Raw genomic sequence first — 22,618 nt, 5'->3', positions numbered from 1 at the left:
CCCACCAGTCCTCATCTTTACTTGACTTCATTTTGCGCTCACTATTATCTTAATTACATAGTTCCTTTTTAGAACTTGATAAATTAAAGGATTGCAAATGAACATAAAAGAAATGACTGGATTACAGTTGCTCGAAGCCATGTGTGCTGGAAAAGTACCTGCACCGAGTATCAGTGAAACGATCCCTATGGCACCCTATGAAGTCACACTTGGTAGCATTCATTTTAAAGCCAAGGCAGATCAGCGCCATTTAAACCCCTTAGGTGGCGTACATGGTGGCTTTGCAGCAACAGTACTTGATTCAGTAACAGGTTGTGCAGTTCACACTATGCTTGAGGCAGGTGTCGGCTATGGCACCATCGATCTTAATATTAAAATGTGCCGTCCAATTCCTCAAAATAAAGAACTCATTGCGATTGGAACGGTCATCAACATGAGTAAGAATTTGGGGATTTCTGAAGGAAAAATCATAGATGAAGAAGGAAAACTCTATGCGCATGCGACAGCCACATGCATGATTATTCGCGCGTAAATGCTATTGCACAACACCCCTTGGTGTTGTGCAATAATATTAAATTAAACATGATGAAAGGTTTTTTGCACAGATTTTAATTTCGACTGTGGTGCAGTTAAAGCTTTGTAATAGCAATAATATTTCAGAGTTCGTTCTAGCTGAACAGTACATGACGCATGCTGTGATTTCGACCAAGCTTGAGCTTGTAATGGCTTAGACCAGAGTTTGCCTTCTAAAGCATAAATATAAACACGTTCTTGCGCTTCGGTCTGCTCAGAAAAATATGTTGCAATCCAACTTTCACGTTCAGATTCAACCAACCACTTTTCTGAAAACCACAGTTGCAATAAATCACCTAAATATAATTGCACCGTAGCAAATGGTTGTATAGATACAAAAGCTCCTTCCACAGCCGTGTAATACAATTCTGGCTGCTGAATCAAAAATAAATAGTTTTCTTGATAATATAAGAATTGAGAAAAAATTTCAGGGATGCTGAGCGTATTCATTCGCTTACTCCGATTTAGCCATTTTAGTGCTGGCAAGTTGGTTTAAATCCACACTGTTAAGGTTTACACCTCAACAACTTTCTTTAATTAATCTAACAACGCTTTTTTCAAAGTACAAGTCAAAAGCGCTTTTTTTATATAAATTCTTTTTGTTTGCTCAAATATAAAACATACAACTTTAAAATCTCTCTTTTTATGCTAGTAATGCTTGACCTACTTTAAAATCTGCTTATAATCGCACTCAGATTCTCCAATAGCTCAGTCGGTAGAGCGACGGACTGTTAATCCGCAGGTCCCTGGTTCGAGCCCAGGTTGGAGAGCCAAATACAAAAAAGCCCGCAGCCTTAAAGCGGGCTTTTTTATGTCTGAATAATGAAAAAAAATATCTTATATTCCTTATAAAAAAGTTCAGTATATGAATTCGACACACAATTTAGCCGTGCGCAGACTTAAAATTTTCAGCGTTGCAGTCATAAGTTTTCTTATTCTGATCGGTCTTGCCTTAGTCAGTTGTCATCCACAAGGTAAAGTCGAACAACTAAGTAACACCCCGCCATTGCTATATGATGCTCTGACCAATCAACCCATTCCAACCACACAACAATGGATTATTCCTATAGGTCAATTTGACTCAAATGCAATTGAAACTAATTTGAACTTGAATGAATTAACCAAAAGTTTAGGAGATCGTGCTTGGCTTAGCCCATCCACTACATTTAATAATCAAAGCAGCCAACTCCATTTTTATTTGGATTTTGGTGGTCAACAGAGCTCTCGTAAAGATGCTGAATTTTATGTCCTACCTATCTGTACCAATGGGACATTAATACAAGCCTGTACATCCTTATCATCTCAATCTACCCCTACTCCATTTTTTAACTTCAATACAGCAAATAACACTGACTATCAAGCTATCCAAACCAATCAATCTTGGTACTTTTATGGACATAGCGATGCCTATGTACTTCCTGTTGTACACGCGCAACAATTACAATTTTTAGTGAATGCCCAAATACCCAAAGGTTATCAAAATGGTTGGCTCAGATTAAGTTTGAATGAAAACCCAATTACCTCCAAGCCTTCAAGCTTCTTTTTAGGACGTAACAAGCTAACTTATTTTCCATTGTTATTACTTTTCATTCCCTTACTTGTCGCTTATTTCTATCGTATTGACAGAGGGTTTCAAAGTTATCGGAATCTTTCTATTGGATTATTGGTCTGTATATTATTTGCCGTCCATAGTGTCATTTGGGATCTGCACTACATGACTATAGGATGTTTTTTTCTTAGCTTATCTGGTGTGCTTTATGCTTTCTCTAGACCCTTATACATGCTTTTTTATGGGATTGGAGCCTTGATGATTGCAGGCTATGCACAGCAATTTTATGCAGGATTTAATACTGCCTTTTTCATGCAAACTGGTCTTATTTTTTTGATTGGTATTGGACTTTTTTTCCGCAAACCTGATTAAAAAAAAGATTCAGTAAAATCATGGTGGTTCATCCAGTTGAAACACCATGATCTAACGTTACGCTGCAACTATGGCTGGAATACCACTATGGAAGCGGAAAGTTTCATCAGGCGATAGAATCAGATTTGCTTCAACTTCACGAATATGTTCAATGCGTTGCTGTATATCTTCTTCAGGATCCTTCAATTTTCCTGTTCGTGCAACATCTAATGCCAAAGCTAAATAATCCTCAAAATGCCGTGATTCAGATTTAAGCAAGTAACGGTAATAACGCCCCAACTCATCATCCACAAGCGGAGCCAGTGCATAGAAACGCTCACAAGAACGTGCCTCTACAAAAGCTCCAATAATCAAAATATCAATTAAGGCTTCTGGTTCATAAGTGCGAACTTCCTTACGCAATCCACCCGCATAACGCCCAGCACTTAAGTTTGACCACGCTTGACCACGCTTCTTCATAAACTCAAGCACTTGCTCATAATGCAGCATTTCTTCACGCACCAATTGCGCCAGTTTCACTTGAAGATCCGTAAAGAAGCTGTAACGAAACATCAGGTTCATTGCAGTACCTGCTGCTTTTTTTTCACAGTTAGCATGGTCTTGCATCAGTATTTCAAGATGATTCAATGCTTCATCCAACCAAGCCTGTGGCGTGGTACAACCCAAGAAGCCAATGACTGGCTTCATTAGTTCATCATAATTTATATTCGACATATTTGAATCTTAAAGTGGATAATCAACGTGCAGCCTTAATCACAGCTTTCATTTCTTGAACAGCTTGCGCCAACCCAACAAATACAGCATCCGCAATTAAAGAATGACCAATATTCAATTCATGAATCTCAGGAATTTGCGCAATCGGGGTAACATTTTCTAGATTTAAGCCATGACCAGCATTCACCACCAAACCCTTTTCAGCGGCATAGCGCGAAGCTTTCACAATACGATCCAACTCATGTTGCTGTGCTTCAGGCGTTGCAGCATCCGCATAAGCCCCTGTATGAATTTCAATGGTTGGTGCACCACAAGCTACAGCAGCGTCAATTTGAGCAAAATCAGCATCAATAAACAGTGAAACATCACACCCTATCGCTGTAAGCTCCTGTGTTGCTGCTTTAACCTCTTCAAAATGACCAATCACATCCAATCCACCTTCCGTGGTTACTTCTTGACGCTTCTCTGGAACGAAACAGACATGCTGTGGCTGAATCTCTTTAGCAAAGGCAACCATTTCAGGTGTCACGGCAAGCTCTAGATTCATACGAGTTTTTAACGCTGGACGCATACGACGCACATCATCATCTTGAATGTGACGACGGTCTTCACGTAAATGCAGTGTAATTCCTTCAGCACCTGCTTGCTCGCAAATTAAAGCAGCATTAACTGGGTCTGGATACGTTGTTCCACGTGCTTGTCGCAAAGTTGCAACATGGTCAATATTTACACCAAGCAAAGCAGCCATCATTTTTTCCTAATCATGTTTTAGATTGAGTGTTTTGAATCCAGAGCTGGCGACTTTTCAACGGTCGATCCCCCAACAAGGATGTAATCATTTGCCTATACAGCTTCGACAATAATTGTAACTGTTCTAGGTTAAATTCCCTACCACTTTCATAATCCTGCATACTTAGAATCTGCTCACCCAATAGCGTAGAAGATGAAGCCCGAACAGTTGGAATAAAGCCATCATTTAACTGAAAAGCATAGTTTTGATGTGCTTGAATCACCTCTTGATTTGCATCAATTGTAAAATCAAGTGGATAACCCAATTCCTCCAATAATGCATGTTCAAATTGGCGTAGAATTTGTCTTAAAAATAGTGCTGGATTAGCGTGATTATTGAGTGTTTGTAGATGCTGAATGGTTGCAGAATATTGCCGAAAAGTTTCAGGCATTTCCACTTCGAGCGGACATAAGCGCAATAAAATTTCATTTAGATAAAAACCTGAAAAAAAAGCATCGCCAAAAAAGAAAATGGGATGATGCATAATTTCCAATTTACTGAAATTTTTGAGTTCAGACTTTCCTGATGCTTGTAGACGCAACGGTTGATATTGTGGAGCTGGAGTTTGTCTTAAAATACCATCAACTCGCCCATGCTCTTGGGTAAATAAATGCACAATATGACTACGTTCACGGTATTTTCTATGGTGAATTAAATAAGCATGCAGTACTTCGTTACGCATGAGAAATTAACTAATCTTTCTTATCTTTATCATTCTTTTCGCTGTCCTCATCATCCCCATCTGGGATAACAGCACCAACCACTGCTGCGGTTCCTTTCACCACGCCTTTTGTGGTTTTATAAGCAATCTTTACAGGGACAGTAACGATCTTGTAGATACAACCTTGCAAAAACAACACACAAGCTATAACTGCAAATACTTTGACCATAACACTATCCCTATAAGATTTGTTTTATGAAGACTTAGATATCACTATAACCCAAGCTTTTCAGTGCTCGCTCATCGTCTGACCAACCACCTTTCACTTTCACCCAAAGCGTTAACATGATCTTTTGTTCAAACATTTTTTCCATATCGACACGAGCATCCATACCGATTTTCTTCAATTTTGAACCTTTCTCTCCAATCACAATGGCTTTTTGTCCTGGACGATCCACAAAAATTGTCGCATCAATATAAGTACATGCAGGTTTAAGTTTGCCTGTTTTTTCATGTACAACAGCATCTTCTATACGGAATGATTCAATTTGAACCGTTAAATCATACGGAAGCTCTTCACCGAGCTGACGCATAATTTTTTCACGGATAATTTCCGAAGCCAAGAAACGCTCAGAACGATCTGTTAATTGATCCAATGAATACATTGGTGGCTGGAAAGGTAAATATTTTTCAATAGTATCACGCAGATGTTCCAAGTTTGCCCCACGAAGTGCGGAAACAGGAACAATCTCAGCAAAATTCATTAATTTTGCACGCTCTTGAATCAAGGGTAATGCATGATTTTTATTTTCAAGCGTATCAATTTTATTAATCACTAAAATCACTGGCATTTCTGCATTTTGAAGTTTTTCCAAAACAAGTTCATCGTTTTGAGTCCACTTGTCTGCATCAAGAACAAACATGACCAAGTTTACGTCACGCAATGCAGAAGAAGCTGCACGGTTCATCATTTTATTGATGGCACGTACTTCTTTTTTATGCATCCCTGGAGTATCAACAAACACCGCCTGAGATTTTTCACGTGAATCAATACCGACAATTTTATGGCGCGTAGTTTGCGGTTTACGTGAAGTAATTGAAAGTTTTTGTCCCAGTAAGTGATTCATCAATGTTGATTTACCCACATTTGGGCGACCAACAATTGCAACAAAGCCACTTCTGAAATCAGAAGGAATGGTAGTGCCTTGTTCGCTAAAAAACCGACTAATTAAATCATTAGTGTCGCTTTGCGACTCGTGATCAGCATCGTTGTGATCGGAAGAATTTGACATGGCAGATTACTGCTCCAAAAGTTTTAAAATATCCGCCGCTGCAGCTTGCTCTGCAAAACGACGACTTGAACCTTCACCCTTAAATAGAGGCAAACCCTCAACCGTACAATTCACCTTGAAATGTTGGTTAGGCGCATCACCTTGTATATCGACCACTTCATAAATAGGAAGCGGCTTCTTACGTGCTTGCAAATATTCTTGCAATCTTGATTTAGGATCTTTCAGTTGGTCTGTCGGTTCAATATGATCTAGGTAAGGTTCATACCATTTTAGCACGATACGCTCTAATACAGTTAAGTCAGCGCAATCCACATAAATTGCACCGATAATCGCTTCAACCGTATCTGCCAAGATTGACTCACGATGATGCCCACCAGACTTCAACTCACCTGTACTTAAAATTAAGCTGGTGCTGAGTTTTAAATCATTTGCGATTTTACCTAATGCTTCTTGCCGAACCAAGGTCGCTCGCATACGCGTCAAACGACCTTCATTTTCATGTGGATAAGCATGGTACAAATAATTGGCGATAATCATTCCTAATAACGAGTCACCTAGAAACTCTAAGCGTTCGTAATTATATTTATGGCTTACCGAACGGTGCGTTAAAGCAAGCTGAAGTAACTCAGCTTGCTTAAACTGATAACCAATGCGATTCACCAAGCGAATATCACTTAGTTTGGGCTGACCTTTGATCAAAACTTTTCTCAAACTTTAACACTAAATCAATATTCAGTAAGAAAGGCTTTCTTACCTCATAACTCTTTTTCACTTGTAAACCATCAACATTGGTCACTTGAGCAATGTCTTCAAATTTAATATCGCGAACATTGTTCATATCTAAACGCTGCCCCATTTGGCTTGAAAATTTCGATGGACTGATATCAGCAGGGCTACTTTGCAGTAATTCTGTAATCTGACTATCAATCACACGATCATCCCAATAGGGTCCCCAAACTGCAATTGCAACCTTTGCTAAAAAAGCAAAACCTATAACTGCAATTAAAATACCAATATATGATGCACCTTTTTGATTTCGACGCATTTTTTATTTTCCATTTCGGTCAATTAATCAATTCTGCCGTTACGACTAAATGACGGCAGTTTAAAGCCAGGCTCTTTATGCATCCAAACATAGAATGCTCGCCCAGTTAAGTTCTCTTCAGGTACAAATCCCCAAAAACGACTGTCAGCACTTTGATCACGATTATCCCCCATCGCAAAGTAGTGCCCTTTAGGAACTTTCACTTCCCAATATAAACCATTTTCAGTTGAGTATTTACCATTTTCAATATAATTAATAAATGGTGCTTGACGAGCAACATTCACCCCTTCCAACTCACGCATTGTAAAGGTATGTTCGCCCAAAGTTTCCTTATGATAAATCGAAGTCGGTGTATCTAAGGCATCTTTCTCACGACTAAATTCCACTGGGACTTTCGCAACTTTTTTCCCATTAATCGTTAACTGACCATGATCATAAATAATATGGTCACCTGGCAAACCCACAACACGCTTAATATAGCTAATAGTCGGTTGTGGTGGATAACGGAAGACAATAACATCACCACGTGCTGGTTCACCAACTTCGAGAATTTTCTTATTCACAATTGGTAAACGCACACCGTAGTCAAACTTATTTACTAGAATAAAGTCACCTGTCTCTAAAGTTGGCACCATAGAGTCTGACGGAATATTAAATGGTTCGTACAAGAATGAGCGTAAAACCAAAACCACCGCCAATACAGGCCAGAAGTCATAAGCCCATGTAATAATGAAGTTTTCATTACCCCTTCCCTTAGTTTGTCTTTGTTTTAATACAAACTTATCTAGTAACCACACCAAGAAAAAAATCAGGGTGGCAGGCACGAGTATTAAATTAAAATCAAAATCCATGAGCTAAACAACCTCTAATTCTTATCTTTCTACTTTCAACACAGCCAAGAACGCTTCTTGCGGGATTTCTACACTACCCACTTGTTTCATGCGTTTCTTACCTTCTTTCTGTTTAGCAAGAAGTTTCTTCTTACGTGAAACGTCACCACCATAACATTTAGCTAATACGTTTTTACGCATCGCTTTTACAGTTGAACGCGCAATAATTTGTGCCCCAATTGCAGCTTGAATTGCGACATCAAACATTTGGCGTGGAATCAAATCCTTCATCTTTTCAACTAATGCAATGCCACGATGGCGAGCATCTTGACGGTGACAAATCATAGCCAAGGCATCTACTTTTTCACTGTTAATTAAGACATCAACCTTAACTAAAGATGAACTTTCGAAACGTACGAAGTTATAGTCTAGCGATGCAAAACCACGTGAACATGATTTAAGCTTGTCAAAGAAATCCATTACGACTTCAGCCATTGGAATTTCAAAAGTAATCGAGACTTGATTACCCAAGAATTTCATGTCCTTTTGCACACCACGACGCTCAATACATAGGGTCATCACATTACCCAAGTATTCTTGCGGTACAAGGATATGACACTCAGCAATTGGCTCACGTAAATCTTCTACCGTTGAACCATCAGGCATTTTTGATGGACTATCGATATAAATTATTTCACCCTTTTTGGTTAATGCTTCGTACACGACCGTAGGCGCAGAACTAATCAGATCAAGATCGTATTCACGTTCAAGGCGTTCTTGAACAATTTCCATATGTAACATGCCCAAGAAGCCACAGCGGAAACCAAAGCCTAAGGCATCTGAACTTTCTGGTTCAAAGAACAATGCCGAATCATTGATTTGTAATTTTTGCAATGCTTCACGGAACGGTTCAAAATCACTTGAATCAATCGGGAACAGACCTGCATAAACCTGTGGTTTAACCTTTTTGAAACCCGGTAAAGTAGCAACTTCAGGGGTTGCTGCAAGCGTGATGGTATCACCTACCGGTGCACCAAAAATATCTTTAATACCCGCAATTACAAAACCTACTTCACCAGCTTCAAGGATATCTGTTTCCGTATGCTTAGGATTAAATACACCCACTGAAGTTACTGGATGAGTTTGACCTGTCGATTTAACCAACATTTTGTCGCCCTTACGGATACGACCTTGTTTAATACGAACTAAAGATACAACGCCTAGATAGTTATCGAACCAAGAGTCAATAATTAAAGCTTGTAAAGGCGCATCACGATCACCCACAGGTGCTGGAATCACGTCTACTAAGCGTTCAAGTACACCCTCGACACCCAAGCCAGTTTTTGCAGAACAGGTTGGGGCATCCGTCGCTTCAATGCCGATAATTTCTTCAATTTCGTGAATAACGCGCTCTGGTTCTGCTTGCGGTAAATCAATTTTGTTCAAAATTGGCAAAACTTCTAAACCTTGTTCAATTGCGGTATAGCAGTTTGCAACCGATTGAGCCTCAACACCTTGTGCAGCGTCTACAACCAACAATGCACCTTCACAAGCCGCTAAAGAACGAGACACCTCATAAGAAAAGTCTACGTGTCCTGGGGTATCAATGAAGTTCAATTGATATTCTTGCCCGTTTGGATGCGTATAATATAAGGTCACAGAAGCCGCTTTAATGGTAATCCCACGTTCGCGTTCTAACTCCATTGAGTCCAAAACTTGGGCTTGCATTTCACGATCTTGTAAACCACCACACATTTGAATAAAACGGTCAGCCAAAGTTGACTTACCATGGTCAATGTGAGCAATAATCGAAAAATTTCGGATGTTATTGATATCAACGGATTTTTTAGCTTGCGCCATGAGTTACCTTAAGAAAAAAATAGTGCCAAGTACAAAGCTGAGGTACTAAGCGTAAGCGGTTAAACAAATTGCTGCCGATTATAGCAGATTGCAAAAATGAAAAAGTGATAAATTCGTTTAAACGTTCAGGTTTTTAAGCCTGTACATTTTTCAAACTTGTGCCAATCGGCTTTTAAACCATATAGCTATGTGAAAAATCTAATGGATTAATCTGATCATTTAAGGGTTGATACGCTTGCGAAAATGTCGGCGAAATACGTTTAGGTCTTCCTGTTTCAATTTCAACACATGCCCATTTAGTCTGCCCCATAAATAGCACAGCTTGATCGGCTGGTCGGTAAAAAACATATTGACGAAATAAATACATACTATTGATGTCACTTAACCATGTACGTAAGACAATTTGGTCGTCTAATAATGCTGCTTTTCGATATTGCACATGATGCTCGACTGCAACCATGGCATGTTTGAGTTCTAAATACTGTTGAATGCCTAAACCTAGCTGATCAATATGTGCTGTTGCAACATCCTGCATCCACTGTACATAAACTACATTATTCACATGCCCCAAAACATCAATATGTTCTGGCTTTACCGTCAAATTTAAATCAAAAATCGCGCTCATTAATTTATTCGTCCTGTCCATGGTTACATTCATGTTTAAAAACCATGTATATGTTTTTCACACTTAAGCTGATTTGACTGTCCGAACATCAGTCAAAAAAGCCAGTCTAAACTGAATAGACTGGCTTTTACTAGTTCATGTCATGATTTCACATAAAACAGTTAAATACGCATCCCTAAAATAGCACGCTGTCCTTCACGAATCAGTGAAACACGCACAATGCTATCTTTCTTTAAACCTGAAACTGTTTTGATGAACTCTTTCGAATTATTGATGGTCGTATTGTTCAATTGGGTAATCACATCACCTGGTAGAATCCGTGCTTGAGACGCCACCCCACCACGCATGACGTCTTGAATCAATACACCACCTTTAATGTTCAGTTGTGCTAATTCAGCAGGTGTTAAATCACGAATTGCTACCCCAATTTTTGGCCCAGCACTTTCTGCGCCCTGATCTACTTTAGCAGGTGTATCATCTGGGGCTGTAGTTAAGGTTGCAGAAATATTACGGGTTTTATCATCACGCAATATTTCAAGTTGAATAGTTTGATTTGGTACAGAACGGTTTAAATAATTGAGGAGTTCTGAGGTCCGTGAAATCGCTGCACCATTGTATTTCAACACAATATCACCTGTTTTTAGACCTGCTTTTGCTGCGGGTGAATTTGGTGTTACATCGGTAATTAAGGCACCTTCAGGTTTTGGTAAATTGTAAGATTCTGCCAAGTTACGATCAATATCCTGCATCATAACGCCCAGATAAGAACGCGTTACTTTACCATTCTTCTTCAACTGGTCTGCAATATCCATAGCAACATCAATTGGGATAGAGAAAGACAAGCCCATATAGCCACCTGTTCCACTAAAAATACGCGAGTTGACCCCAACCACTTCGCCACGCTGATTAAATAATGGTCCACCTGAGTTACCAGGGTTTAAGGCAACATCCGTTTGAATAAATGGAACCGATGTTTCACCCATCATATTCCGCATTTTAGCACTGACAATCCCAGCAGAAGCCGAATAATCAAAGCCAAACGGCGAACCGATGGCCAATACAGGTTCACCCACTTTAAGTTGATCTACATTCCCCGTTGTTAATGCAGGAAATTGATTACCTTTGACTTTGAGCAATGCCACATCAGTACGTTCATCACTACCAATGACCGTTGCATCTAGTTCACGACGATCGTTCATCATAATCGTGACTTTTGAAGCATTTTCGACTACATGATGATTCGTCAACAAATAACCATCTTTACTGATAAAAAATGCACTGCCATAAGCCGTTTTTTCTTGTGGAACTTGCTGCTGTGGAATTATGACTTGATTACCAAAAAAACGACGTAAGATCTCTGGTACTTGTTGCTGCATAATTTCTTCTTGGGTCATTTTTTTGACCACATTCACGCTCACAACCGCAGGACTAACTTGCTCAACTAAATTTGAAAAATCTACTGCTGGTGCGGCTTGAGTTTGTACTGCCACCATTGTAAAAACCGCAGCATACATTCCTTTTTGTAAATAGCCACTTTTCATAAAACTCATTCACTCAGTTATTGTTACGTATTAGACAAAAAATTTTTATCATAAAACTCGTTATTCTTGCGTAATAATATGTTCAATTATGTTTTAGCAAAACAAGTACTTATTTTTAGATTAAGTTATAGGAAGTTAATTGCTTTTTCTGATGAGCACTCGACTATTTTACACTTGCCTTTTATCGCAAAAAGCGTTGTCATTACCAAACTTTTTTTAAAATTAGCTGATGGAAATGTCTAATTTAAGCTTAACGCATCAATTTGATGTGATTATTGTGGGCAGTGGTGGCGCAGGTTTAAGTTTAGCACTGTCATTACCTCATCATTTCAACATTGCAGTTTTAGCAAAATCAACCCTAACCGATGCCAGCACTTATTATGCACAAGGTGGGGTTGCCGCTGTTCTGGATGAAACGGATTCCATTCAACAGCATATTGATGACACCATGATTGCAGGTGCACATTTATGTGAACTTGATGCAGTCAAACAAACCGTTGAAGGCGGCAAACCTTCTGTTGATTTCCTGCTTAATAATGGCGTGCAGTTCACTTTAGATGAACAATCGCGGTTACATTTAACCCGTGAAGGTGGCCATTCACAGCGTCGTATTATTCACGCAGCCGATGCGACAGGGCGTGCAATTTCGACCACGTTGGTACAACGTGCGCAAGAAAAAGACAATATTACGATTTTTGAAAACTTTATCGCGATAGATTTAATTACTTCGCAAAAACTTGGTCTAGACGAAGCACATAATCGTGCCCTTGGTCTATACGCACTCGATGAGAAAACCGAACAAGTTCATACTTTCCTCGCACCGTTTACCGCTTTGGCATGTGGCGGAGCAATGAAAGCTTATCTGTATACCTCGAATCCTGACATCGCAACTGGTGATGGGATTGCCATGGCCTATCGTGCAGGGTGCCGCGTGGCAAATATGGAATTTAACCAATTCCATCCTACTTGCTTATATCATCCACAAGCTCGCTCATTCCTCATCACCGAAGCGATGCGTGGCGAAGGCGCTTATTTAAGATTGCCAGATGGCGAACGTTTCATGCTGCGTTTTGATGAACGTGCAGAACTGGCTCCACGAGACATTGTTGCACGCGCTATCGACTATGAAATCAAGCGTTTAGGTATCCGTCATGTCTGGTTAGACATTACACATAAGCCAGAAGCCTTCGTAAAAGAACATTTCCCGACGTTGTATGCTCGATTACTCGAATTAGGCATTGATATTACTAAGAAAATGATTCCTGTAGTCCCTGCTGCACACTACACTTGTGGTGGTGTGGTGGTTGATGAGCATAGTCAAACTGACATCCACGGTTTATACGCGATTGGTGAGACTTCCTATACAGGTCTACATGGCGCTAACCGTATGGCGAGTAACTCCCTACTTGAATGTTTCGTCTATGGCATGAGTGCTGCTGCACATATTCAATCACATTATGTTGAAAACTATAGCTCGCCTCAAGTTCCAGAATGGGACGACTCGCAGGTCATGAACCCCGATGAAGATGTCGTCATTTTGCAAAACTGGGATGAATTACGTCAAACCATGTGGAACTATGTGGGTATTGTCCGTACCACCAAACGCTTACAGCGCGCCTTACACCGTATTGAAATGCTCAAGCGTGAAATCACGGAATATTATGAAGACTATCAAGTCAGTAAAAACCTGATTGAACTGCGCAACTTGGTCTTGGTCTCTGAAATGATTGTACGTTGTGCAATGGAACGCAAAGAATCACGCGGGCTACATTTCACTTTAGACTATCCTGAATTGGCGCCTGAACTACGCAAAACAGTACTCACTCCTCCAAACTTTCAAGTTGAAACACCTTTAGTGAATGCTGAATAAAATAAGGCAGGTACAGTTATTTTGAACTGTACCTGCCTTTTAAACCATCAAATTTAAATAAGCACAATAAATCAAATGAGTCGTTATATCACTGTGCGCTGAGGTGGAACAGAATAAGTTCCTGTTACATGTGCCACAGGTTCATCTTCATTCACTGAATAGATCCAGACTTCTCCCACAATAAGAGATTGACCAACTTTCATCAGTTTACATACACCACGCAGGTCTTGCGAGGCAGCGGGTTTTCGTAAAAAATTAATGTTCAAGTTAGTGGTAACCGTTAGCCCGACAATGCCAATTTCACCTAGTATTGCAATATACAAAGCATAATCTGCAACCGTCATCATGGTCGGTCCCGAAACCGTACCACCAGGACGCAAATCTCGATCATCAATATGATAAATGACCGTTGCTGCCCGTTCGGTAATGGATTGAATCTCACATTTTTCCAAACTTTGCGGAAAATGTTGCATCAAAAACTGAATAATTTCAGCTTGTTTACTTTGCATATTCATTGCGTATTATGATCCGTCTTCCCTATTCGATCACCACTATAAAAGATTATTCAGTGATCGACACTAGGAAAATTGATCAACTATTACACCAAATATGACAAAGCTTGGGCAAAAACTTGTTCTGGTGTCTGCGTTGCATCTAAACGTTTCATACGCTCAGGTTGTTGTTCCCAAAGCGTTTGATAACCTGCACGAACCTTTTCAAAGAAGCTGACTTTCTCTTGTTCAAAACGATCTAAAGCACCACGTTCACGCGCACGTGCCATGCCAGTTTCAATTGGAGCATCTAACCAGAAGGTAATATTCGGCATATGAGAGACAAAATGATCGTTTAATAAATTTAATTTGGTTTGATCCAAGCCACGCCCTGAACATTGATAAGCAAAACTTGCATCGGTAAAACGGTCACATAAAACAGTTTTACCTGCTTGCAAGGCTGGGACAATCACTTGTTGTAAATGCTGCGCACGTGCGGCATAAATCAATAATAACTCAGTATCATTTGACATTGATTCATCATGATTCACGGCAAGAAGTAGGCTACGGATCTGCTCAGCCATTGGCGTTCCACCTGGTTCACGCGTCAGCACAACATCTTTGCCTTGCTGTTGAAAATGCTCATGAATTTTACGAATGAGAGTGGTTTTCCCGACACCTTCTGTGCCTTCAAAACTGATAAACATGCTTCACTCCTGCTTCGACTTTAATACGGATAAATATTCTTTGACAGCGCGATTATGCTCGTCCAAGGTTGCGCTAAATTTATGACCACCATTACCCGTAGCAACAAAATAAATCGTGTTGGAGTCATCTGGATGCATTGCTGCCTCAATTGCTTTTTTACTTGGTAAAGCAATAGGCGTTGGGGGTAAGCCACTCATGGTGTAAGTGTTATAAGCAGTCGGTGTTCTTAAATCTTGGCGGGTAATATTGCCTTTATAGCGATCTCCCATTCCGTAAATGACGGTTGGATCTGTTTGTAAACGCATACCCTTTTGCAAACGACGCACAAAGACACCTGAAACTTGCTGTAGTTCACTGTCCAAACTGGTCTCTTTTTCAATAATAGACGCCATAATCAGCGCTTCATATTTATTGTTATAGGGTAGATTCGGAGCACGATTTTCCCAAGCTTGATCGAGATTTTTCATTTGACGGCGGTACAAGTCTGTCAAAATTTTCTTGTCCGATTCACCTTTATTAAAGAAATAGGTGTCTGGTGCAAATAAACCTTCAGGATGTGAAAAAGGAATGTTCAAGGTTTGCAACATTTCAGCCTGAGGCAAGTTTGAAACCTCTTTTTTTACCAGTGGATTTTGTTGTAATTGCTCTACCAGTTGTTTAAAGGTGGTGCCTTCAATGACCAAAACACGATTCATCTGCGCATTTTCAGCGTTAGAAATAAACTCTAAAACCTGACGTACACTCATACCCTGATCAATTTCATAAACACCTGCTTTTAAGCTCTCGTGAATCATGATTTTTTGATAAAGCTTTAAAATGATAGGAAAATAAATCTTATTTTCTTTCGACAGTCGATCAATCAAACCTGAGTAACTATCCCCCTGACCAATGGCTAAAAGCTGTTTTTTCCCTTCAACTGGATAGGTCTTAAATAAACTTGACCAAAGAATACCTATGACAACAGCTAGAAATAGCCCAATAAAAATTCCCCATTTTTTAGCGGAGAATGTTGCTGTTGGTTTGCCTTTTTTAGCAGGCTTTTTTTTCGGTTTTGGTTTACTGCTCATAATAAAATTAGGCTATCTGATTCAATTCTAGGGTATTAAAAAGTTCAATGCAGGGTTCAACCATTAATGTTTGCTGATCTAACACTGTAGCAATTTTCATGGGCTGCAAGGCATTACAGAAAAATAGGCTTTGTATATTTACTATCTCTTCCGATTTCACCAAACGCTGTTCGCATGGAATATCTTGCTGCTGCATACGACGAAGAATTTCAGCACGCATGACACCATGCACGCCATTATAACGAAGTTCAGGCGTAATCCATGTGTCATTTATGCGAAAGAAACAATTACTGCTTATCCCTTCAACAACTGAGCCTTGTACATCCAACACCAAAGCCTCTAGCAACCCCTGTTGATCGGCTTCTTGTTTAAGCATGACCTGTTCTAAACGGTTTAAAGTTTTTATGCCAACCAAGTTTGGCATACTCAGTCCCATAACACGCTGCAAGATACCCGACTGAATTTTCTGGTAATGAAATGTGTCAACAGCTTGAGGATAGAAGAACACCCAGATATCGGCAACATGATCGGGTAGAGTATAGCCGCGTTGTCCATTTCCGCGGCTAATGACAACTTTTAAAGTCCCATTTAGACATCCAAAACCTTGTTGCATTTCTACTAAAGTTTCAGCAATCAAATCTAAATTTGCATGAAGTGATAAACGCTTACATGCCAACTGTAAACGCGCGTAATGTAAGCGTTCCAGCTCAATTTGATTATTCACAATTCGTGCAGTCGTAAAGCAGCCATCGCCATAATGAAAAGCACGATCAAGTAAGGTGACGTTCGTAACTTCCTGTGCATTCTTAAAACAAAGCATAACCTACTCCCCCAAAGATCCTGCTGTAGTTTAGGGACTAGATTATCTAACTTATTTCTTTTTTATTCATATTAAATTCGTTTTTTATTATTTTTTTTGCAAAAAACACAGCGCTATTCTTTGCTCATGTTAACGAACATTTAGAATTATTGAGGTCTGAAAATGCGTTTTTCTACACTTAAACTCGGGGTTGTTGCTGCACTCATTTCAATTACAGCAGTACATGCTTCTGCAAAGGATTTCCTAAACGTGTCTTATGATCCGACACGTGAACTCTACGAAGACTTTAACAAACAGTTTGGACAATATTGGAAAAGCCGTACAGGTCAAGATATTAATTTCAAACAATCTCATGGTGGTTCAGGCAAACAAGCACGTGCTGTTATTGATGGCTTAGATGCTGACGTTGTTACTTTGGCTTTGGCAGCCGATATTGATGCGATTGCAGACAAAACCAACTTACTCCCGAAAGATTGGCAAAAGAAATTCCCACAAAACTCGACCCCTTACACATCAACTATCGTGTTTTTGGTTCGTAAAGGCAACCCTAAAGGAATCAAAGATTGGGGAGATTTGGTTAAACCAGGTGTAGACATTATTACACCGAACCCAAAAACCTCTGGTGGCGCACGTTGGAACTATTTAGGGGCATGGGCATGGGCTAAACACAAATATGGTTCTGATGCCAAAGCACAAGAGTTTGTTCGTCAAATTTACAAACAAACCAAAGTACTCGACTCAGGTGCCCGTGGTGCCACAACAACTTTTGCTGAGCGCGGGATCGGAGATGTATTACTGGCTTGGGAAAATGAAGCTTACCTCGCTGTACGTGAACAACCAGGTAAATTCGAGATTATCACACCATCTTTATCTATTTTAGCGGAACCTCCTGTTGCGATTGTTGAAAAGAATGCGCAAAAAGATGGCAATTTAAATCTTGCGAAAGGTTATCTGAACTTCCTGTATTCACCTCAGGGACAAGAGATCGCAGCGAAGAACTATTATCGTCCACGTAATGCAAGCGTACTGAAAAAATATTCAACAACCTTCAAACCATTAAAACTGGTGACAATTGATAAGGAATTTGGTGGTTGGACCAAAGTGCAAAAACAGCATTTTGACAACGGTGGTATTTTCGATCAAATCGTGAAAATCAATAGCGCAAAATAAAACGTTATTTAATTACACAGGAGCAACGTCATGATTCATACCGTAATCGTACCAGGTGTAGGTGGTAGTGAAGCACAACACTGGCAATCTTGGTTGCAACGTAACCTCATGTCTAGCTCCAGTGTAAATCAGACCGATTGGAACCAACCTGTCCTTAATCACTGGGTAGAGCAATTTACGAAAACTCTGCGCCCTCTTCAAAGTGATGTACAAATCGTCGCACATAGCTTTGGCTGTTTAACGACAGTGGCTGCATTAGCATTACATCCTGAGCTAAACAAGCATGTGAAAAAGTTGATTTTAGTTGCGCCAGCCAATCCTGCCCGATTTGGCGAAGCGGGTTTCGCACGTGACAGTAAAACTGATTATCAAGCATTCTTTCACCAATTGAAGATTCAGGTGCCTACAACCTTGCTCATTAGTGAAAATGATCCATGGTTAAGCTTTGAAGATGCACAACAGTTGGCACGTAGCTGGAAGCTGCAACCAGTGAATTTAGGTCAAGTGGGACATATTAATGTTGCATCAGGTTTTGGACCATTCCCTGAAATTTATGACTACCTGATTCCTGAACGCTCAATGTCTCGAATGCGTCTGTCTGATGATTATCCACATTTTCTGAACTATGCACTCTAGGGTCTGCATAATTTAATTTACTGATTATTTTACTGATTTTATTTGATCAGTATTCTCACATTTTGAGGAATTGTCATGTCGCAGCGATCCCGAGTGCTGCCAGGGTTTGGACTTTCGTTAGGTTTTACCCTCGCCTATTTATCTTTAATTGTACTGATTCCACTTTCAGCAGTTTTTATTCGATCTCTAGATATTGGTTGGTCTGGTTTATGGGAAATTTTAAGTTCTGAACGTATCTTAAAAGCCTTGCAACTCAGCTTTACTACTGCACTCTTAGCAGCGATCATTAATGTTGTTTTTGGCTTATTACTGGCATGGTGCTTAGTTCGTTATCGTTTTCCAGGTAAACGCATTGTTGATGCCTTGGTCGATTTACCTTTTGCCTTACCCACTGCGGTGGCTGGTATCGCGTTAACTTCACTTTATGCACCTACAGGTTGGGTTGGACAATATCTCGATCCTTTAGGTATTCAAGTGGCATATACCCCAATCGGGATTACGCTTGCGCTTATCTTTATTGGCATTCCTTTTGTAGTTCGTACTGTTCAACCTGTATTAAGTGACCTAGAAACAGAACTAGAAGAGGCAGCATCTGCATTAGGCGCGAATCGTCTGCAAATTGTGACTAAAATTATTTTACCCATTTTATTCCCTGCGCTACTCACAGGTTTTGCTTTGGCATTTGCACGTGGTGTTGGCGAATATGGCTCTGTCATTTTTATTGCTGGTAATCAACCGTTCAAAACTGAAATTGCACCCCTCATGATTATCTCTCGTTTGGAAGAATATGATTATGCTGGTGCAACCACCATTGCTGTAGTCATGCTGTTAATTTCATTTGCACTACTCTTTTTAATTAACTTATTACAAGCATGGGCAAGTCGTCGTACAGGGAGAAATGCAATATGAGCTTAGTTACCAACAGCAATGCCTTTGCTGAACGCCTACAGTCTCGTGACGCCACTCGTGAACCTATTTGGGTCCGTTACACTTTACTGAGCATTGCCTTAATTTTTTTCTTAAGCTGTTTAATTCTTCCGCTTATTCTGGTTTTTGTAGAAGCCTTTAAGCAAGGGATTGCAGTTTATATTCAGGCTCTGGTCGATCCAGACACTTTGTCTGCGGTCAAACTTACCTTACTTACAGCAGCAATCGCAGTTCCATTAAATGTAGTGTTTGGTGTAGCGGCAGCATGGTCGGTCGCTAAATTTAATTTCCGTGGAAAATCTATTTTAACCACCTTAATTGATCTGCCATTTTCTGTTTCACCCGTTATTGCAGGCTTAATGCTGGCGCTCATTTTTGGTACGCAAGGTTGGATAGGGAATTGGTTACTCGACCATGACATTAAAATTCTGTATGCAGTTCCAGCGATTGTACTTGCAACTGTCTTTATTACCGTTCCTTTTGTGGCACGTGAGCTTATTCCACTTATGGAAGCACAAGGTACTGAGGAAGAAGAAGCTGCAATGGTTCTCGGTGCTTCAGGTTGGCAAACCTTCTGGAAAGTCACCCTACCAAACATTAAATGGGGTCTGATTTACGGTGTAATCCTATGTAATGCACGGGCTATGGGTGAGTTTGGCGCGGTATCTGTAGTTTCAGGACACATTCGTGGAGAAACCAACACCTTACCCTTGCATGTCGAAATTCTTTATAACGAGTACACCTTTAGTGCGGCTTTTGCAGTGTCCTCCTTATTGGCTCTATTGGCGATTGTTACCTTGATTTTGAAAACTTGGGTTGAATATCGTCAGGAAAAGCAAAACAAAAGTAACAGCAGTTCAAGTCTTTAAATAGGAATGTCCCCATGAGTATTCAAGTCAAAAACATTGAAAAGAACTTTGGTGCATTCCATGCACTTAAAAATATTTCTTTAGATTTCCCAGAAGGTCAATTGGTGGCTTTGCTTGGTCCTTCAGGTTGCGGTAAAACCACCCTGCTCCGTATTATTGCGGGTTTAGAATCGGCAGATGGTGGACAGGTGATTTTAGAAGGTCAAGATGCCACTGATGTACATGTCCGGGAACGCCAAGTTGGTTTTGTATTCCAACACTATGCGCTGTTTCGTCATATGACTGTCTTTGACAATATTGCCTTTGGTTTACGTGTTCGTCCGCGTGCAACACGCCCTTCGGAAGCAGAAATTAAAAAACGTGTTACCCGTTTACTGGATTTGGTTCAGCTTGGTTTCTTATCAGACCGCTATCCTGCTCAACTTTCAGGTGGACAGCGTCAACGTATTGCCTTGGCCCGTGCCTTAGCGGTTGAGCCACGAGTATTACTACTGGATGAACCTTTTGGCGCACTCGATGCCAAGGTGCGCAAAGAGCTGCGTCGTTGGTTACGTACCTTACATGACGAATTGCACATTACTTCAATTTTCGTGACGCACGATCAGGAAGAGGCGCTAGAAGTTGCCGATCAAATTGTGGTAATGAACAAAGGCAATGTCGAACAGATTGGTTCGCCTCGCGAAGTCTATGAAAAACCAGCTACACCGTTTGTCTTTGACTTTTTAGGTCAAGCCAACCGATTTGAGGGTCACAATCATCAAGGCATTATTCAATTGGGTGAAGACCGTATTCAGTTAGATGCTGCTCAACATGTGCCACATGGCAATGTCATTGCCTTTGCACGTCCGAATGAATTACGCATTCACACCCAACCCCAAGACAATGCGATTCAAGCCACATTCTTACGTGAAATTTGGATTGCAGGCAAAGTCTTGGCAGAGTTACAAGACCGTCAGGGCAACCTGATTGAAATCACACTCAGCCCAGAAGAGTCAAAATTACATCAATTTAGACCAAATCAAACTGTTTGGTTGAGTGCAACTGCATTACACTTATTCGAAAATCAAGTCGCATAGAGACATAGAGGTGAGGCATCAACACCTCACCCGCTTTAAGGTATAGAGAAATGAATTTCCAACAACTCAGAATTATTCGAGAAACAGTGCGACAGAACTTCAACTTGACCGAAGCATCTGCTGCCTTATATACCTCTCAATCTGGGGTAAGTAAACATATTAAAGACTTAGAAGATGAATTAGGGGTTCAATTATTCATTCGTAAGGGTAAACGTCTACTGGGATTAACAGAACCAGGACAAGCCTTACTCGGCATTGTGGAGCGGATGTTGGTCGATGCCGATAATATTAAACGTTTAGCCGACGATTTTAATAAAGTAGATGAAGGGACTTTGACCATTGCTACTACGCACACCCAAGCGCGTTATGTCCTGCCGCCAATTGTGAACTTATTTAAAAAAGAATTTCCTAAAGTTCATCTTATTTTGCAACAAGCCAGCCCTGTTGAAATTACGGAAATGTTGTTACAAGGCGAAGCAGATATCGGTATTGCTACAGAATCTTTGACCACTGAAGATAATTTAGCCAGTGTGCCATTTTATAACTGGCAGCACTGCATTATTACCCCACAACAACATGAGCTAGCGCAAAAAGAAAATATTGAATTGGCTGATTTAGCGCATTACCCATTAATTACTTATCACGGTGGTTTCACGGGTCGTTCTAAAATTGATAAAGCATTTGAAGATGCCCATATCGATGTCGATATTGTCATGTCTGCACTGGATGCCGATGTCATCAAAACCTATGTTGAACTCGGTATGGGCGTTGGTATTGTCAATAATGTTGCTTACGACGCTGAGCGTGATTATCGCTTAAAGCAAATTCAAACTGATATTTTTGGTGTAAACACCACGTGGCTTGCAGTACGTAAAGGGCATTTACTGCGTGGTTATGGTTATGAGTTTATTTCACTTTGCTCGCCAGAAACTGATATTAAAGCTTTGAAAAAAGTCGCATATCCTGAAGAATAACAATCAACATGGAGGTAATGCGCTGCATTACCTCCATGTTATCAACTCAGCACTACAATGCTCAAATGTGCTATTCACAAAAATGTGAATGACATAAACCTCTTGCTTCACTCTGTAGAATTCCACACAATAACAATCACTCGCACACCAAAACAAAA

At 40.2% G+C, this 22,618-nt stretch carries 25 protein-coding genes and 1 tRNA gene; 10 read left to right on the top strand and 16 right to left on the bottom strand.

Annotated elements, in window-relative coordinates; translation table 11 throughout:
- Positions 1 to 97 precede the first annotated feature (97 nt).
- Positions 98 to 532 (top strand): PaaI family thioesterase, encoded by a 435-nt coding sequence (locus MP622_RS02845; protein ID WP_044740236.1) that lies wholly within the window; start codon positions 98 to 100, stop codon positions 530 to 532.
- Between the two features lie 44 nt (positions 533 to 576).
- Here the strand turns inward: MP622_RS02845 and MP622_RS02840 are convergent, their stop codons facing one another.
- Positions 577 to 1,023 carry a hypothetical protein gene (locus MP622_RS02840; protein ID WP_243792398.1) on the bottom strand — a complete coding sequence of 149 codons (447 nt, stop codon included), beginning with the start codon at positions 1,021 to 1,023 and terminating at the stop codon, positions 577 to 579.
- A 247-nt stretch (positions 1,024 to 1,270) separates the two neighbouring features.
- Here MP622_RS02840 and MP622_RS02835 point away from each other — a divergent pair.
- Positions 1,271 to 1,346: transfer RNA gene (locus MP622_RS02835), tRNA-Asn, on the top strand.
- Positions 1,347 to 1,438: 92 nt separating this feature from the next.
- Positions 1,439 to 2,494: a hypothetical protein gene (locus tag MP622_RS02830; RefSeq protein ID WP_243792396.1), complete on the top strand. Its 1,056-nt coding sequence runs from the start codon at positions 1,439 to 1,441 to the stop codon at positions 2,492 to 2,494.
- A gap of 57 nt (positions 2,495 to 2,551) precedes the next feature.
- Here the strand turns inward: MP622_RS02830 and MP622_RS02825 are convergent, their stop codons facing one another.
- The 11 genes from MP622_RS02825 to MP622_RS02775 form a co-directional block, all read right to left on the bottom strand.
- Positions 2,552 to 3,208, bottom strand: a complete 657-nt coding sequence (locus tag MP622_RS02825) for a tRNA-(ms[2]io[6]A)-hydroxylase (RefSeq protein WP_243792394.1) — start codon at positions 3,206 to 3,208, stop codon at positions 2,552 to 2,554.
- A gap of 22 nt (positions 3,209 to 3,230) precedes the next feature.
- Positions 3,231 to 3,956, bottom strand: a complete 726-nt coding sequence (gene pdxJ / locus MP622_RS02820) for a pyridoxine 5'-phosphate synthase (protein WP_243792392.1) — start codon at positions 3,954 to 3,956, stop codon at positions 3,231 to 3,233.
- Between the two features lie 13 nt (positions 3,957 to 3,969).
- Complete coding sequence (locus MP622_RS02815; RefSeq protein WP_243792391.1) at positions 3,970 to 4,680, bottom strand: DNA repair protein RecO C-terminal domain-containing protein; 711 nt, start codon at positions 4,678 to 4,680, stop codon at positions 3,970 to 3,972.
- 10 nt (positions 4,681 to 4,690) lie between these two features.
- Complete coding sequence (locus MP622_RS02810) at positions 4,691 to 4,888, bottom strand: NF038104 family lipoprotein (protein ID WP_104441740.1); 198 nt, start codon at positions 4,886 to 4,888, stop codon at positions 4,691 to 4,693.
- A gap of 34 nt (positions 4,889 to 4,922) precedes the next feature.
- Positions 4,923 to 5,951 (bottom strand): GTPase Era, encoded by a 1,029-nt coding sequence (era, locus tag MP622_RS02805; RefSeq protein ID WP_243792389.1) that lies wholly within the window; start codon positions 5,949 to 5,951, stop codon positions 4,923 to 4,925.
- A gap of 6 nt (positions 5,952 to 5,957) precedes the next feature.
- Positions 5,958 to 6,650 carry a ribonuclease III gene (gene rnc / locus MP622_RS02800; RefSeq protein ID WP_016166839.1) on the bottom strand — a complete coding sequence of 231 codons (693 nt, stop codon included), beginning with the start codon at positions 6,648 to 6,650 and terminating at the stop codon, positions 5,958 to 5,960.
- On the bottom strand, positions 6,622 to 6,996 hold the full coding sequence (locus MP622_RS02795) for a DUF4845 domain-containing protein (RefSeq protein WP_044739971.1): 375 nt from the start codon (positions 6,994 to 6,996) through the stop codon (positions 6,622 to 6,624). Before MP622_RS02795 ends, rnc begins: the two co-directional genes overlap by 29 nt.
- Before the next feature lie 23 nt (positions 6,997 to 7,019).
- Entirely contained in the window at positions 7,020 to 7,847 is an 828-nt protein-coding gene (gene lepB, locus MP622_RS02790; RefSeq protein ID WP_243792387.1) for a signal peptidase I, read from the bottom strand.
- Positions 7,848 to 7,868: 21 nt separating this feature from the next.
- Positions 7,869 to 9,686: a translation elongation factor 4 gene (gene lepA, locus MP622_RS02785; protein ID WP_104441738.1), complete on the bottom strand. Its 1,818-nt coding sequence runs from the start codon at positions 9,684 to 9,686 to the stop codon at positions 7,869 to 7,871.
- Between the two features lie 172 nt (positions 9,687 to 9,858).
- A complete protein-coding gene (locus tag MP622_RS02780; protein ID WP_151503782.1) occupies positions 9,859 to 10,311 on the bottom strand; it encodes a thioesterase family protein in 453 nt (150 codons plus the stop codon).
- 161 nt (positions 10,312 to 10,472) lie between these two features.
- The gene (locus tag MP622_RS02775; protein WP_243793440.1) at positions 10,473 to 11,852 is read right to left on the bottom strand and encodes a Do family serine endopeptidase; all 1,380 of its coding nucleotides are present in this window, start codon (positions 11,850 to 11,852) and stop codon (positions 10,473 to 10,475) included.
- Positions 11,853 to 12,081: 229 nt separating this feature from the next.
- Between MP622_RS02775 and nadB the strand changes: the two genes are divergently transcribed.
- Positions 12,082 to 13,722 carry an L-aspartate oxidase gene (nadB, locus tag MP622_RS02770; protein ID WP_243792385.1) on the top strand — a complete coding sequence of 547 codons (1,641 nt, stop codon included), beginning with the start codon at positions 12,082 to 12,084 and terminating at the stop codon, positions 13,720 to 13,722.
- Positions 13,723 to 13,805: 83 nt separating this feature from the next.
- On the opposite strand, the gene MP622_RS02765 is transcribed toward nadB, so the two are convergent.
- The 4 genes from MP622_RS02765 to pabC form a co-directional block, all read right to left on the bottom strand.
- Positions 13,806 to 14,231, bottom strand: a complete 426-nt coding sequence (locus tag MP622_RS02765) for a PaaI family thioesterase (protein ID WP_243792383.1) — start codon at positions 14,229 to 14,231, stop codon at positions 13,806 to 13,808.
- Between the two features lie 89 nt (positions 14,232 to 14,320).
- Positions 14,321 to 14,920, bottom strand: coding sequence for a dTMP kinase (tmk, locus tag MP622_RS02760; protein WP_016166847.1), 600 nt, complete (start codon positions 14,918 to 14,920; stop codon positions 14,321 to 14,323).
- Between the two features lie 3 nt (positions 14,921 to 14,923).
- The gene (mltG, locus tag MP622_RS02755) at positions 14,924 to 15,988 is read right to left on the bottom strand and encodes an endolytic transglycosylase MltG (protein ID WP_016166848.1); all 1,065 of its coding nucleotides are present in this window, start codon (positions 15,986 to 15,988) and stop codon (positions 14,924 to 14,926) included.
- Between the two features lie 7 nt (positions 15,989 to 15,995).
- Positions 15,996 to 16,808 carry an aminodeoxychorismate lyase gene (gene pabC / locus MP622_RS02750; RefSeq protein ID WP_243792381.1) on the bottom strand — a complete coding sequence of 271 codons (813 nt, stop codon included), beginning with the start codon at positions 16,806 to 16,808 and terminating at the stop codon, positions 15,996 to 15,998.
- A 162-nt stretch (positions 16,809 to 16,970) separates the two neighbouring features.
- On the opposite strand from pabC, the gene MP622_RS02745 reads away from it, so the two are divergent.
- The 6 genes from MP622_RS02745 to MP622_RS02720 all read left to right on the top strand — a co-directional run bounded on the left by MP622_RS02745 (position 16,971) and on the right by MP622_RS02720 (position 22,460).
- Positions 16,971 to 17,978, top strand: a complete 1,008-nt coding sequence (locus MP622_RS02745; RefSeq protein WP_016166850.1) for a sulfate ABC transporter substrate-binding protein — start codon at positions 16,971 to 16,973, stop codon at positions 17,976 to 17,978.
- A gap of 30 nt (positions 17,979 to 18,008) precedes the next feature.
- Positions 18,009 to 18,614: an alpha/beta hydrolase gene (locus tag MP622_RS02740; RefSeq protein ID WP_243792379.1), complete on the top strand. Its 606-nt coding sequence runs from the start codon at positions 18,009 to 18,011 to the stop codon at positions 18,612 to 18,614.
- Positions 18,615 to 18,689: 75 nt separating this feature from the next.
- Positions 18,690 to 19,523: a sulfate ABC transporter permease subunit CysT gene (cysT, locus tag MP622_RS02735; RefSeq protein ID WP_016166852.1), complete on the top strand. Its 834-nt coding sequence runs from the start codon at positions 18,690 to 18,692 to the stop codon at positions 19,521 to 19,523.
- The gene (gene cysW, locus MP622_RS02730) at positions 19,520 to 20,410 is read left to right on the top strand and encodes a sulfate ABC transporter permease subunit CysW (protein ID WP_243792377.1); all 891 of its coding nucleotides are present in this window, start codon (positions 19,520 to 19,522) and stop codon (positions 20,408 to 20,410) included. The genes cysT and cysW overlap by 4 nt, the downstream gene beginning before the upstream one ends.
- A 14-nt stretch (positions 20,411 to 20,424) precedes the next feature.
- Positions 20,425 to 21,486, top strand: a complete 1,062-nt coding sequence (locus MP622_RS02725; RefSeq protein WP_016166854.1) for a sulfate ABC transporter ATP-binding protein — start codon at positions 20,425 to 20,427, stop codon at positions 21,484 to 21,486.
- A gap of 50 nt (positions 21,487 to 21,536) precedes the next feature.
- Complete coding sequence (locus MP622_RS02720; protein WP_016166855.1) at positions 21,537 to 22,460, top strand: CysB family HTH-type transcriptional regulator; 924 nt, start codon at positions 21,537 to 21,539, stop codon at positions 22,458 to 22,460.
- Positions 22,461 to 22,618: the final 158 nt, after the last annotated feature.

Source organism: Acinetobacter sp. PK01 (genome assembly GCF_022819285.1).
Classification (GTDB): domain Bacteria; phylum Pseudomonadota; class Gammaproteobacteria; order Pseudomonadales; family Moraxellaceae; genus Acinetobacter; species Acinetobacter tandoii.
This window is presented reverse-complemented; position numbering and strand designations above follow the sequence as displayed.